At 70.8% G+C, this 12537-nt stretch carries 15 protein-coding genes; 6 read left to right on the forward strand and 9 right to left on the reverse strand.

All coding sequences use genetic code 11. The annotated features are described in order from the left end of the window. Positions 1 to 59: 59 nt before the first annotated feature. Complete coding sequence (locus ACFSZT_RS24145) at positions 60 to 500, reverse strand: type II toxin-antitoxin system VapC family toxin (protein WP_377383622.1); 441 nt, start codon at positions 498 to 500, stop codon at positions 60 to 62. After that, positions 497 to 751: a type II toxin-antitoxin system Phd/YefM family antitoxin gene (locus ACFSZT_RS24150; protein ID WP_377383619.1), complete on the reverse strand. Its 255-nt coding sequence runs from the start codon at positions 749 to 751 to the stop codon at positions 497 to 499. The genes ACFSZT_RS24145 and ACFSZT_RS24150 overlap by 4 nt, the downstream gene beginning before the upstream one ends. A 60-nt stretch (positions 752 to 811) precedes the next feature. On the opposite strand from ACFSZT_RS24150, the gene ACFSZT_RS24155 reads away from it, so the two are divergent. Further along, positions 812 to 943 carry a hypothetical protein gene (locus ACFSZT_RS24155; RefSeq protein ID WP_377383616.1) on the forward strand — a complete coding sequence of 44 codons (132 nt, stop codon included), beginning with the start codon at positions 812 to 814 and terminating at the stop codon, positions 941 to 943. 99 nt (positions 944 to 1042) lie between these two features. On the opposite strand, the gene ACFSZT_RS24160 is transcribed toward ACFSZT_RS24155, so the two are convergent. From ACFSZT_RS24160 to ACFSZT_RS24180, 5 genes are all read right to left on the reverse strand, one after another. Continuing rightward, positions 1043 to 2179 (reverse strand): ABC transporter permease, encoded by a 1137-nt coding sequence (locus tag ACFSZT_RS24160; RefSeq protein WP_377383613.1) that lies wholly within the window; start codon positions 2177 to 2179, stop codon positions 1043 to 1045. Beyond that, entirely contained in the window at positions 2179 to 3087 is a 909-nt protein-coding gene (locus ACFSZT_RS24165) for an ABC transporter ATP-binding protein (protein ID WP_377383610.1), read from the reverse strand. Before ACFSZT_RS24165 ends, ACFSZT_RS24160 begins: the two co-directional genes overlap by 1 nt. Positions 3088 to 3164: 77 nt before the next feature. Further along, positions 3165 to 3863 (reverse strand): response regulator, encoded by a 699-nt coding sequence (locus ACFSZT_RS24170; RefSeq protein WP_377383607.1) that lies wholly within the window; start codon positions 3861 to 3863, stop codon positions 3165 to 3167. Further along, entirely contained in the window at positions 3860 to 5239 is a 1380-nt protein-coding gene (locus tag ACFSZT_RS24175) for a sensor histidine kinase (protein WP_377383604.1), read from the reverse strand. The genes ACFSZT_RS24170 and ACFSZT_RS24175 overlap by 4 nt, the downstream gene beginning before the upstream one ends. 103 nt (positions 5240 to 5342) lie before the next feature. After that, entirely contained in the window at positions 5343 to 6044 is a 702-nt protein-coding gene (locus ACFSZT_RS24180; RefSeq protein WP_377383602.1) for a GntR family transcriptional regulator, read from the reverse strand. Between the two features lie 359 nt (positions 6045 to 6403). On the opposite strand from ACFSZT_RS24180, the gene ACFSZT_RS24185 reads away from it, so the two are divergent. The 5 genes from ACFSZT_RS24185 to ACFSZT_RS24205 all read left to right on the forward strand — a co-directional run bounded on the left by ACFSZT_RS24185 (position 6404) and on the right by ACFSZT_RS24205 (position 11643). Then, positions 6404 to 7174, forward strand: a complete 771-nt coding sequence (locus ACFSZT_RS24185; protein ID WP_377383599.1) for an enoyl-CoA hydratase/isomerase family protein — start codon at positions 6404 to 6406, stop codon at positions 7172 to 7174. Continuing rightward, a complete protein-coding gene (locus ACFSZT_RS24190) occupies positions 7171 to 8391 on the forward strand; it encodes a CoA transferase (protein WP_377383596.1) in 1221 nt (406 codons plus the stop codon). The genes ACFSZT_RS24185 and ACFSZT_RS24190 overlap by 4 nt, the downstream gene beginning before the upstream one ends. A gap of 61 nt (positions 8392 to 8452) precedes the next feature. Further along, positions 8453 to 9193, forward strand: a complete 741-nt coding sequence (gene fabG, locus ACFSZT_RS24195; RefSeq protein ID WP_377383593.1) for a 3-oxoacyl-ACP reductase FabG — start codon at positions 8453 to 8455, stop codon at positions 9191 to 9193. After that, on the forward strand, positions 9190 to 10407 hold the full coding sequence (locus tag ACFSZT_RS24200; RefSeq protein ID WP_377383590.1) for an acetyl-CoA C-acetyltransferase: 1218 nt from the start codon (positions 9190 to 9192) through the stop codon (positions 10405 to 10407). The genes fabG and ACFSZT_RS24200 overlap by 4 nt, the downstream gene beginning before the upstream one ends. A 39-nt stretch (positions 10408 to 10446) precedes the next feature. After that, entirely contained in the window at positions 10447 to 11643 is a 1197-nt protein-coding gene (locus ACFSZT_RS24205) for an acyl-CoA dehydrogenase family protein (protein ID WP_377383588.1), read from the forward strand. 109 nt (positions 11644 to 11752) lie between these two features. Here ACFSZT_RS24205 and ACFSZT_RS24210 read toward each other — a convergent pair whose 3' ends face one another. Together ACFSZT_RS24210 and rraA are read right to left on the reverse strand one after the other, a co-directional pair. Beyond that, positions 11753 to 11929 carry a hypothetical protein gene (locus ACFSZT_RS24210; protein ID WP_377383586.1) on the reverse strand — a complete coding sequence of 59 codons (177 nt, stop codon included), beginning with the start codon at positions 11927 to 11929 and terminating at the stop codon, positions 11753 to 11755. A gap of 57 nt (positions 11930 to 11986) precedes the next feature. Then, positions 11987 to 12469 carry a ribonuclease E activity regulator RraA gene (gene rraA, locus ACFSZT_RS24215; RefSeq protein WP_377383583.1) on the reverse strand — a complete coding sequence of 161 codons (483 nt, stop codon included), beginning with the start codon at positions 12467 to 12469 and terminating at the stop codon, positions 11987 to 11989. Between the last annotated feature and the right edge of the window lie 68 nt (positions 12470 to 12537).

The following is a 12537-nucleotide window of genomic DNA, read 5'->3' on the forward strand; positions in this document are numbered from 1 at the left end:
CCTCGAACTGACCAACCGCTTCACCGCTTACGCGAATTCCTGTCGCCGGCAGGTTGCGCTCACGACTCCATTCGTTCCTCGCTGGTGTCAGCGATGGCCATGCCGAGGCCCGCGCAGGCGCGTAGCAGGCGCCGATCGCCGGACACGAACACGAGATCGGGGTCGAGCAGCTGCTCGGCGGAGGCACAGTGCACAGCGTCATACCCACGGAGGGCGCACGAAGCTGCCAACTCTGCCGCCCTGGCGACGACGGGCTCGTCCACCTCGACGATGTCGAGCTCCCGCCACAGCCGCCCGAGCAGGGTCAGCGCGGCGGCACGGTCCGTCGTCGTCAGTCGGCCGAGCCGCTGTGCCTGGGCCAATGCGGCGGCCGCCTCGACGAACAGCAAACGGCTCGTGACGACAGCGTCGGCCTCGTTCCAGATCCGTCTGCATGTCTCGCTGCCGGGCTCCGCGATAACCAGGGGGACGAACCCCGAGGTGTCGAAGTAGGCGATCACCGACGCTGGTCGGCGACCAAGTCGCTGGCCGGCCCGTCGGCCGCGATCGGGTCCGGTGCCGCCTGCCTGGGAGCCCGGGCGCGGGTGACTCTACCTTCGGCGATCAGTCTCTCGAGCGCCGTCGGCTGCTCGACCGGCACGATCCGCGCCACGGGCTTGCCGTGATCGGTGACGGTGACGGTGCGGCCGCTGCGCACCTCGGCGAGGTAATGACTCAGTCCATCGCGCAACGCGCGAACTCCGACTCCCACGGCTCCTCCTGTGGCCACCTTCCGCCCTGCCATTATAGCCACAATGGCGCATTATGCCAGGTGTCAGCGACGATGTGGGAGGTCACCGACGTGACGCACCGCACCGACCTCAAGATGTTGATCTCCGTGCTCGATCCTGACCATCCGCTGATCTCGGAGCCGCGCACGATGCTCGGCCGACTGGCCGGTTGATCGGCCAACGCGCTCGCGACTCGCCGGCCCGCGATTGCTCGGAAAGCCAGGCCCCGACGGGTCGCACGTCCTGGCGAGGGGCGTGCGACCCCAGGACGGTCAGTCGGCCGCCTGCCGCCACGCCTTCGCCAGCGCCACCTTGCCGCCGGTCTGCAGCAGCGAACCCGAGTAGATCCGGCTCGCCAGCAGCGTGATCAGCACGATGGCGCCGAGCAGCACACCGAGCGACACCAGCGCCTCCCACACCAGCGCGTCGCCTGCGAACATCCGCACCGGCATCGCGATCGCGGACGAGAACGGAACATACGACAGCACGGACATCACGGCGGCGTTGTCCGAGAAGAACATCACCGCGAAGTACGGCCCCATCACCAGCGCCATCACCAAGCCCATCGTGGACCCAAGGTCCTCCTGCCTGCTCACGAGCGAACCCGCCACCGCCCACATCGAGGCCAGCAGCACGAATCCGAGGCACAGGAACGGGATGAACCAGCCGAGTGCGGGCAGGATGACGTCGAGCAGTTGCTCGTGCCCACCCAGGCGCAGCGCGACCGGGGTCGCCGCCGCGATAACGATCACCTGCCCAACCGTGAGCACCGTGTGCCCGACGATCTTGCCGGAGAGCAGCGCCCGCACCGGCACGGTCGCCACCAGAATCTCCACGACGCGGGTCTGCTTCTCCGTCACCGTGCTCTGCGCGATGGCCGAACCACCCATGCCGAACATCACGAACAGCAGCGAGAACACCATGATCACGAGTTGCTGCTCGCTCTGGCTGACGTCGGCCGCGTCCAGCAGGTCCACCGGTGGAGTCGTGCCGAGGGCGGCCATGATCTCCGTCGGCGGGTCCGACAGTGCCACCACCCGCACACCGGTCGCCGACTCGCCGGAAGTGTCCGGCACGACCGCGGCCTCGACCTCCTCCGCGCGCACCAGCTCCTCGGCCGCCGCGAGATCGGGCACCTCGCGGACGTCGAGCTCCGTGGCCGCGAGCCCGCGCGACACCTCCGGCCCGACGGCCGCGACGCTCGGCTGTCCCCCACCGAACACCGAGGGCAGCACCGACATCGCGAACAGTCCGGCCACGGTGACGATGAGGCCGATCCAGAATCCCTTCATCTGCAGGAAAGACTTGACCTCGCGCTCGGCGACCAGCCGGGTGGCGGCCGCGAACGACATGCCGCGCTCCTCCTCGCCCGCCTCGACCGCGGGACGGAGCTGAGTCTCCACGCTCATCAGATGGCCTCCTTGAAGATCTCGTCCAGCGTGGGCACGACCGGGGTGAACGCGCGAACCTCGCCCCGCTCGAGCGCGGCCCGCAGGATCCGCTGGCCCAGGCGTTCGCCGTCCGTGCCGGCGAAGCCGTTGCCGAACTCGGGCTCGACGACGGCCCGGGGCCCGTCGAGCGTCGCCACCCGGATGCCGGGCATGTCGCGCAACCAACCGGCGTCGGAGTCCACGACGAGCTCGTAGCGTGGCGTTCCGTACCGCTCACGCAGTTCCTCGCGCCCACCGCTGGCCGTGATCCGACCGCCGGAGATGATGACCAGGTCGTCACACAACCGCTCGACCACGGCCAGCTGGTGACTGGAGAACAGCACCGGTACGCCGTCGGCGGCGCGCTCACGCAACACCCGCAGCACGGTTTCGACGGCGATCGGGTCGAGCCCGGAGAACGGCTCGTCGAGGATCAACAGCGTGGGGTCGTGCACCAGCGCTGCGGCGACCTGGGCGCGCTGCTGGTTGCCGAGCGAGAGCGCTTCCAGCTTGTCGTCGGCGCGTTCGGCGAGCTCCAGCTGCTCGAGCAGTTTCTCCGTGTTGCTCGTCGCCTTGGCCGCACTGAGGCCGTGGAGGCGGCCGAACCACGCGATCTGCTCGGCCACCTTCATCTTGGGGTAGAGCCCGCGTTCCTCCGGCATGTAGCCGAATCGCTGGCGCACGGACTGGGTCACGGGCTTGCCGTTCCACGTTACCGAGCCACTGTCCGGGGCGAGCACGCCGAGGATGATCCTCATCGTGGTGGTCTTGCCCGCACCGTTGGCGCCGAGGAACCCGGTCATGCGGCCGGGCTCGACGTCGAACGACACGTCATCGAGCACCCGGTGGTCACCGAAGCTCCGGCTGATCGTGCTGATCCTCAACATGCGCGGCAGCCTAAGGCGGCAGGCGGCCGCGGCACGTCGGGCGCGCGATCGATTCCCGGTGTCCGCCTCGGGGCTGACTACACCCGGCCCGGCGCGACGATCCCGTTCTCGTAGGCGAACACCACGGCATGGGTGCGGTCACGCAGTTCCAGCTTGGCGAGCACCCGCGACACATGGGTCTTCACGGTCGCCTCGCTGACCACGAGCTGCGCCGCGATCTCGGCGTTGCTGGCACCTCGCGCCAGCAGCACCAGCACCTCGAACTCACGGTCGGTCAGCTCCGCGGGCCTGCGCACCGGAACAGGCGCCCGCGGGGCGGAAAACCGGGCGATCACCCGGCGGGTGACCTCGGGTGAGAGCAGCGCGTCACCCCTGGCGACGATCCGCACCGACTCGACCAGGTCCTCCGGGGAGGCGTTCTTCAACAGAAACCCGCTCGCCCCGGCCTGCAGTGCTTCGAACAGGTAGTCCTCGCGATCGAACGTCGTGAGGATGACGACCTTCACCGGGCAGTCGTGCCCGGCCGCGCCGAGGATGCGGCGGGTGGCCTCGAGCCCGTCGATTCCCGGCATCTGCACGTCCATGAGGACCACGTCCGGCCGCTCGGTCTCGGCGAGCCGGACCGCGGCGAGCCCGTCACCGGCCTCGCCGACCACCTCGATGCCCTCCTCCGCCCCGAGGATGACGCGGAAACCGGCGCGCACCAGGTCCTGGTCGTCGGCGAGGATCACCCGCAGCGGGCACTCCGCGGTCCCCCGGTTCGCGTCCGGCGTCACGATCGCACCCGCTCCTCTTTGGCCCGACTGGCCGCGTCCTGACTGGCCGCGCCCGGTGCCGTGCCGATCGGCAGGCTGACGCGCACCCGGTAGCCACGGTCGTGTTCGCGTGGCCCGGCGTGCAACTCGCCACCGTGCACGGCCACCCGTTCCCGCATGCCGAGCAGGCCGAAGCCACCCTGCCGTGGCGCGGAGGCACGTCCGACCCCGTCGTCGGTGACCTCGATCTCGAGCGTGCTCGCCAGGTACCGCACGCGGACGTCGACCGTGCGGGCTCGCGCGTGCTTGACGACGTTGGTGAGTGCCTCCTGCACGATCCGGTAGGCCGAGAGCGACACAGCCTCCGGTACCGGCCTGGGCTCGCCGTACACGCCGTATGCCGTCTCGATTCCCGCTGCCTCTACTGTGGACACGAGCTCGGGCAGCTGGTCCAGACCCGGCGCGGCCGCGTGCTCGTCGCCGGTATCGCTACCGGGCGCGACTTCCGGCTCGGATTCCGGCTCGGACCGCAACACCCCCAGCAGGGCCCGCAACTCCTCGATGGCGGTGCGGGCGGTGTCCTCCACGGTCCGCAACGCCTGGCCGGCGAGTTCCCGGTCGCGGTCGAGCACCCGCCTGGCCGCGCCCGCCTGGATGCCCATCACGGACACGTGGTGTGCCACGACGTCGTGCAGGTCGCGCGCGATCCGGACCCGTTCCGCGACGATCGCGCCCCGCGTGTTCTGTTCCTGGGAGGCTCGCAGTTGCTCGGCACGCTCCTCCAGTTCCGCCTGCCTGCGTGCGGCGAGCCAGGCCATGTTGCCGAAGAAGTAGGCGGACAGGAAGAACATTGCGTTGAAGCCGAAATTGTAGAGCGCCGAAGCCAGCACCGGGTCGAACGGCCCCACGGCACCGGGGAAATCGTGGTCCGGTCCGGCGAGGAACTCGAGGAAGCCGAACGAGAGCCAGGCGAACATGGCCACGATCACGCCGATCCGCGACCACCGGGCGAGAGTGCGGTTGCGCTCCCACGCGCCGACGCTGTAGCTGGCGAGGAAGAGGCAGAGCGACGGCATCGTGTTGTCGCCGATCTGCCGTGCCTGGGCGGCGATGAACACGGCACTCACGATCAGCAGCACGACCACGGGGTAACGCCTGCGCGCCACGAGCGGCAACGACAGCGCGGCACCCCACGCCAGCTGCTCGGTGATGGGCGGGGCCGACCCGAACGCCAGCAGGCCCATGCTGTTGACGATCAGGATCATCAGGAGGGTGCCGGCGAACACTCCGAGAGCCGTGAGGACGTCCGAGCGTTGAATGCCCGGCTCCGGACGTGGCCTGCGCCACTCGGCCCATCCCGAACCGCGGAGCCCCTCGTGCGCCTCCACCCGTTCCATGCCGGTCAACGTAGCCGATGCCCTGCGTGGGTCCGCCGTCACGCGGGGGCGAAAGGCGCACCGCGCGCCGGACGTCCGCGCCCCGGGTGCGATGGCGCCCGGTCTACTCCTCCGCCAGCCTGCGGTCGATGTGCCTGCCGAGCAGTTCACCGGCGTTGAAGATGTGTGCCCGCATGGCCTCGCGGGCGGCCTCGGCGTCGCGGGCGTGCAGGGCTTCGAGGATCGGGTAGTGGTCGTCGACCGATGCCTGTACCCAGCCACCGATCGTCTCGTAGTACCGGGACGGCGTGTGCTTCACCGCCTGACCCAGGAACCACGTCAGCTTGGGCGAGCGGCCCGCCTTCGCCAGCAGGTGGTGGAACTCGTAGTTGAGGCTCTCGATCTCCTCGACCCGGTTCTCGGCCAGCGCGCTCGCCAGGCCCCGCTGGATCTCGTCGAGCCGCGCGAGGTCGGCGTCGGTGAGCCGCGGCGTCGCGCGCGCCACCAGCTCGCCCTCGAGCTGCGCCTGGACCCAGAACAGGTCGCGGATGTCGTCGCCGGAGAGCGGCGCGACCATGAACCCGCGGCGGGGCTCCAGCTGCAGCAGTCCTTCCGCGCGCAGGGTCAGCAGCCCCTCGCGCACCGGCGTGACGCTGATGTCCAGTTCGTCGGCGATGCGTTCCAGGCGCACGAACTCCGGGAACCGGAGCTGGCCCGACATGATCAGCTCGCGGACGTAGCCGGCGACCTCGTCCGGCAGCGACCGTTTCCGCTCACGCGCACGCGACGACGGACGGCCACCGCGCGTGCGGGACGCCTGAGTCATGGGCCTCGAACCTCGCTGACAGCTCGGGACGCGGCCGTGGGCGGCGCGTCCGGATCCGGGTCGTATCACTGTAGCCAGTGGCCGCGGCCAGGGGCTTTCCAGGATCGTATATTTGGGTTATAAAACATACGACCTTGCTCGCCTGCACCGTCGGAGGTTGAGATGCCCGCCGGGCAAACCCCCACCGCCGCCCCGCCCCGGTGGGTGAGGCTTCCATCCTGGCCCCGGTCTGCCGGTGCCAGGATGCTGGTGGCCGTGGACCGGCGGCACCGGAACGCGGCCGGCCATACGCGGCGGCATGTCGTCGACGACGTCGTGCGAGAAGGACGGATGCCGATGCGACGGCGCGGTGGGCAGGCATGAGCGCGGTGCGCTGGGCGGTCACCGACGGGATCGGCACCGTGACACTCGACCGGCCGGACGTGCGCAACGCCCTCGACGACGAGTCGTGGACGCTGCTGGCCGACGCCGTGGCCGAGCTGCGGGCCGAGCACGCCCGCGCGATGGTACTCACCGGCGGTGACCGGTTCTTCTCCTCGGGCGGCGATGTGTCGTCGATGGGCGGCGCCGGCGGGCGGGTGGCCGCGGCCGCCGACCGGCTGCAACGCGGCCACCACGTGTTCCGGCAACTCGCGGCGGCCGAGTTCCCCGTCGTCGCGGCCGTGGAGCGGTACGCGATCGGCGTCGCGTGGGGACTCGCGCTCGCCTGTGACCTCGTGGTGGCCGCCCGCGACGCGTTCTTCCAGGCCCCGTTCGCCCTGCGCGGCCTGGTCGCGGACGGGGCGAGCGCGTGGACGCTGCCGAGGACCGCCGGACGTCACCGCGCCGCCCGGTACCTGCTGCTCGCCGAGCGCATGCCGGCGACCGAGGCCTACGACCTCGGGCTGGTCACCGAACTCGCCGAGCCCGGCAGCGCCACGGCGGTCGCCACGGAGCTGGCCCGCCGTCTCGCCGCGGGCCCGGCCGACGCGACGGCGCTCACCAAGTCACTGATCCGGCAGGGCGAGAACGTGCCGCTGGAGGCCTTCCTCGAGGCCGAACGCCTCGCTGTCGCGCTGGCCGGGCACAGCAACGACGCCGCCGAGGGCCGCGCGGCGTTCCGGGAGAAGAGGGAGCCACGATTCTCATGACCCAGGGGTCCGGCACACCGCTGGCAGGGCTGCGCATCGTCGAGTGCGCGACGTTCGTGGCGGGACCGTCGGGCGGCATGGCGCTCGCCCAGCTCGGCGCCGACGTCGTCCGGGTCGACCTGCCGCAGGGCGGCGGCGACCGCGGGCGCTGGCCCGTCGACGCCCACGGCAACAGCCTGTACTGGCCCAGCCTCAACAAGGGCAAGCGCTCCCTCGCCCTCGACTTCCGGCGCCCGGAGGGCCGCGAGCTGCTCCTCGCCCTGGCGACCGCGCCGGGACCGGACGCGGGCGTGTACCTCGACAACGTGGCGGGCCGGGCGCGGCTGCGCTACGAAGAGCTGACCGAACGGCGGCCGGACGCCATCCACATCCACGTTCAGGGCATGCCCGGCGGCAAGCCCGCCGTCGACTACACGGTGAACGCCGGCGTGGGCGTCCCCGACATGACGGGGCCGAAGGACCACGGCGCGCCGGTCAACCACGTGCTGCCCGCATGGGACTTCCTGTGCGGCATGACCGCCGCCACCGGGCTGCTCGCCGCGCTGCACCGGCGGGGGCGCACCGGCGAGGGCACGGGCATGGACCTCGCGCTCGCCGACGTGGCGCTGTCGGCGGTCGGCAATCTGGGCTGGCTGGCCGAGGCGCACCTGGCCGGGCACGGTCGCGAACGACACGGCAACCACACCTACGGCAGCTTCGGCGTGGACTTCCCCACGGCCGACGGCCGCCGCGTCATGGTCGTGGCGCTCACGCCCGGGCAGTGGGAGGCGCTGTGCCGGGCCACGGGCACCGGCGAGGTGTTCAAGGCGCTCGAACCGGCACTCGGCGCCGACCTGAGCACCGAGGCCGACCGCTTCCGGCTGCGGGAGACCATCGAGGCGATCCTGCGCCCGTGGTTCGCGACGCGGACGCTGGCCGAGGTCAGCGCACGCCTCGACGAGGCCCACGCCCTGTGGGGCCCGTACCGGGACATGTCCGAGGCGGTCCGGCTGGCGCTGGACGAACCGGACTCCGTCGTCAGCGAGATCGACCAGCCCGGCATCGGGCCCATGGTCGCCTCCGCCGGACCGCTGCGCCTGGGCGGCAGCGCCGTACCGCCCCGGCCGGCACCGTTGCTCGGCGCGGACACCGACTCCGTGCTCAGCGAGGACCTCGGGCTCTCGGCCGGCGAGATCGGACGGCTGCACGACGCGGGGATCGTGGCCGGTCCCGCCTGACCCGCCCCGCGGCCGGGCACAGCCGAGCGAAGGCAGCACGCAAAGGAAACGGGAAGGGAACATGGGTCTACTCGACGGGAAGACCGCCGCGATCACCGGCGGCGCACAGGGACTCGGCTTCGCCATGGCCGAGCGGTTCGTGGCGGAGGGCGCCAAGGTGGTAATCGGCGACCTCGACCTGGACGCGACGAAGGCCGCCGTGGACAAGCTCGGCGGTTCCGGCGTCGCCGCCGCGGTCCGCTGCGACGTGACCGTCTCCTCCGATATGGACACTCTGCTGGCCACCGCGGTGGAGACGTTCGGCGCGCTCGACATCATGGTGAACAACGCGGGCATCACCCGTGACGCGACCATGCGGACGATGACCGAGGAGCAGTTCGACCAGGTCATCGACGTCCATCTCAAGGGCACCTGGCACGGCACCCGCAAGGCGGCGGCCATCATGCGGGAGCAGAAACGCGGTGCGATCGTCAACATCTCGTCGCTGTCGGGCAAGGTCGGCATGGTCGGCCAGACGAACTACTCGGCGGCCAAGGCCGGGATCGTCGGGCTGAGCAAGGCAGCCGCGAAGGAGCTCGCCCACCACGGCGTCCGGATCAACGCCATCCAGCCCGGCCTCATCCGCTCGGCCATGACCGAGGCCATGCCGCAGAAGGCCTGGGATCAGAAGATGGCCGAGATTCCGATGCAGCGGGCCGGCGAGCCGTCCGAAGTGGCCAGTGTCGCCCTGTTCCTGGCCTCCGACCTGTCGTCCTACATGACCGGGACCGTGCTGGAGGTCACCGGTGGGAGGTTCATGTGAGTCGCGAAGCCGTCATCTGCGAACCGGTCCGTACTCCGATCGGCCGGTTCGGCGGAAGCCTGAAACCGCTCGGCGCGGCGGAGCTCGGCGAGATCGCGCTGCGGGGCCTGCTCGAGCGCACCGGCATCGCACCGGAGGCCATCGACGAGGTGATCCTCGGCCACTGCTATCCCAACAGCGACGCACCGGCGATCGGCCGTGTCGTCGCCCTCAACGCCGGCCTGCCCGTCACGGTGTCCGGCATGCAGGTGGACCGCCGGTGCGGGTCCGGACTGCAGTCGGTGCTGCAGGCCGCCATGCAGGTGCAGGCGGGCGCGAGCGAGGTCGTGGTCGCCGGTGGCGCCGAGAGCATGAGCAACGTCGCGTTCTACTCCACCGACATGCGCTGGGGCGTCAAGGGCGCCGGCGTCACGCTGCACGACGGGCTCGCGCGCGGCCGGGTCACCGCCGGGGGGCGTGACTACCCAGTGCCGGGCGGGATGCTGGAGACGGCGGAGAATCTGCGCCGCGACTACTCCATCCCGCGGGAGGAGCAGGACCGGCTCGCGCTGACCTCGCATCAGCGGGCCGTCGCCGCGCAGCGGTCCGGGGTGTTCGCCGAGGAGATCGTTCCGGTCACGGTCCGCACGCGCAAGGGCGAGACCACTGTGGACACCGACGAGCACCCGAGGGCGGACGCGTCACTCGAGGCGCTCGCCGGGCTGAAGCCGGTACTGGACAAGCAGGATCCGGACGCCACCGTCACGGCGGGCAACGCCAGCGGACAGAACGACGCCGCCGCCGTGTGCATCGTCACCCATCCCGACAAGGCCGCCGAGCTGGGCCTGCGGCCGCTGGTGCGGCTCGTGTCGTGGGGCGTGGCGGGTGTCGAGCCGAAGATCATGGGCATCGGTCCCGTATCCGCGAGCCAGGCGGCGCTCGGCAGGGCTGGGCTCACACTGTCCGACATGGACCTGATCGAGCTCAACGAGGCCTTCGCCGCGCAGGTGCTGGCCTGCACGCGCGAGTGGGGCTTCGGCGAGTCCGACTTCGAACGGCTGAACGTCCACGGGTCCGGCATCTCGCTCGGCCACCCGGTCGGCGCCACCGGAACGCGCATCCTGGCCACGCTCGCCAGGGAGATGGATCGCCGCGAGGCCCGCTACGGGCTCGAGACGATGTGCATCGGCGGCGGGCAGGGCCTCGCCGCGGTGTTCGAGCGGGTCGTGTCGTGACCCGCATCGCCCGGATCGTCGTTCGAAGGAGCAACTGACATGGCCCGCTTGGCACAGACGGCCGGGCTCACCGACGTCCAGACCGAGATCCTGGCGACGGTGCGTGCGTTCGTGGACAAGGAGATCATTCCGCACGCCCAGGAACTGGAGCACTCCGACGCCTACCCGGTGGACATCGTCGAGGGCATGAAGGAGATGGGCCTGTTCGGGATCACGATCCCGCAGGAGTACGGCGGCCTGGGCGAGCCGCTGCTCACCTATGCCCTGGCGGTCGAGGAGATCGCCCGCGGCTGGATGAGCGTGTCCGGGGTCATCAACACCCACTTCATCGTGGCGCACATGATCAGCCGGCACGGCACCGAGGAGCAGAAGCGGCATTTCCTGCCGCGGATGGCCACCGGCGAGGTGCGCGGGGCCTTCTCGATGTCCGAGCCGGATCTGGGTTCCGACGTAGCGGCGATCAAGACCCGCGCCCGGCGCGACGGGGACAGCTACGTGATCGACGGCTCCAAGATGTGGCTCACCAACGGCGGCTCCTCGAACCTCGTCGCGCTGCTGGCCCGCACCGACGAGGGCGCGGACAAACCGCACCAGAACCTGACCACGTTCCTGATCGAGAAACCCGAGGGCTACGGCGAGGTCGCGCCGGGTCTGACCATCCCCGGCAAGCTGGACAAGATGGGCTACAAGGGCGTCGACACCACCGAGGCGGTGTTCGACGGCTACCGCATCGGCGCCGACACGGTGCTCGGCGGCGAGCCCGGCCGGGGCTTCTCGTTCATGATGGACGGCATCGAGGTCGGGCGCGTGAACGTGGCCGCGCGCGCGTGCGGGATCGCGATCCGGGCGTTCGAGCTGGCGGTGGAGTACGCGCAGCAGCGCAGGACGTTCGGCAAGCCGATCGCCGAGCACCAGGCAATCGCGTTCAAACTGGCCGAGATGGCGACGAAGATCGAGGCCGCGCACCTGATGATGGTCAACGCGGCCCGGTTGAAGGACTCCGGCGAGCGCAACGACGTCGCCGCGGGCATGGCGAAGATGCTCGCCTCGGAGTACTGCTCGGAGGTCACCCAGGAGGCGTTCCGCATCCACGGCGGCTACGGCTACTCCAAGGAGTACGAGATCGAACGGCTGATGCGCGACGCGCCGTTCCTGCTCATCGGTGAGGGAACCAGCGAGATCCAGAAGACCATCATCAGCCGCGGGCTGCTGCGCGAGTACCGGACGCGCGGCTGACCCACGGTGAGCGGCACCGGCCGTCTCGGACTCGGCGTTCGGGCCGTCGTGCGGCCGGTGCCCCGGGTGGCCGCGCCGCCGGTGACCGGGCGGTGGCGCTCGGTGCTCCTCAGCGGTCGTCGTCCTCGTCGGTGGTCGGCGGCTTCGTCTCCGACGTACCGCCGAGCCCCGGCGTGACGTCGGCCGGGCTGGGCGTCTCGTCGTCGGCGTTCGGACCGCCCTGCGGCGGATCTGGCTCGGGAATGCCGCCGGCGGCCTCGCCCGCGTTGTCCTTCCTGTGCTTCATCGTCGTACCTCCTCGTCCGAGCACAGAAGCTTTCCCGGACTCGGCGACGACCAAACCTCAGTGGTCGGCGGGCAGCAGCACGACGCCGTCGTCGTCGGCGTAGAGCTCATCGCCGGGATGGAACGTCACGCCGCCGAAGCCCACCGGTACGTCGACCGAGCCGGCTCCCGCCTTGCTGCTCTTGCGCGGGTTCGTGCCGAGCGCCTTGATTCCCAGCGGGAGGCCGGCGAGCACGGCACTGTCGCGGACGGCTCCGTTGATGACCAGCCCGGCCCAGCCGTTGTGCACGGCCGCACCCGCGATGAGGTCGCCGGTGAGCGCGGTGTGCAGCGAGCCGCCGCCGTCGACGACGAGCACACAGCCCTCCCCCGGCGAGTTGAGCAGCTGCTTGACCAGGCCGTTGTCCTGGTAGCACGACACGGTGCGGACGCGCCCGGAGAAGGCGCGGTGCGCGCCGAACTGGCGGAACTGCGTGTCGCACACCCGCAGCGCGGCACCGTGCTTGTCGACGAGGTCGGCGGTACTGATCACGTCACTCACGTCGCACATCATGACCGCCGGGGCCCGCGAGGTCCATCGGGCGAAAGCAATGCCACAGCTCCCGCCCG

The sequence above is a fragment of the Prauserella oleivorans genome (genome assembly GCF_042685745.1).
Lineage (GTDB): Bacteria > Actinomycetota > Actinomycetes > Mycobacteriales > Pseudonocardiaceae > Prauserella_A > Prauserella_A oleivorans.

Bases quoted from the DNA above. Each gene is read 5' to 3' on its own strand.
- ACFSZT_RS24160 (WP_377383613.1), bottom strand. From the start codon at position 2,179: ATGAGCGTGGAGACTCAGCTCCGTCCCGCGGTCGAGGCGGGCGAGGAG.
- ACFSZT_RS24165 (WP_377383610.1), bottom strand. From the start codon at position 3,087: ATGTTGAGGATCAGCACGATCAGCCGGAGCTTCGGTGACCACCGGGTG.
- ACFSZT_RS24175 (WP_377383604.1), bottom strand. From the start codon at position 5,239: ATGGAACGGGTGGAGGCGCACGAGGGGCTCCGCGGTTCGGGATGGGCC.
- ACFSZT_RS24180 (WP_377383602.1), bottom strand. From the start codon at position 6,044: ATGACTCAGGCGTCCCGCACGCGCGGTGGCCGTCCGTCGTCGCGTGCG.
- ACFSZT_RS24185 (WP_377383599.1), top strand. From the start codon at position 6,404: ATGAGCGCGGTGCGCTGGGCGGTCACCGACGGGATCGGCACCGTGACA.
- ACFSZT_RS24190 (WP_377383596.1), top strand. From the start codon at position 7,171: ATGACCCAGGGGTCCGGCACACCGCTGGCAGGGCTGCGCATCGTCGAG.
- fabG (WP_377383593.1), top strand. From the start codon at position 8,453: ATGGGTCTACTCGACGGGAAGACCGCCGCGATCACCGGCGGCGCACAG.
- ACFSZT_RS24205 (WP_377383588.1), top strand. From the start codon at position 10,447: ATGGCCCGCTTGGCACAGACGGCCGGGCTCACCGACGTCCAGACCGAG.
- ACFSZT_RS24210 (WP_377383586.1), bottom strand. From the start codon at position 11,929: ATGAAGCACAGGAAGGACAACGCGGGCGAGGCCGCCGGCGGCATTCCC.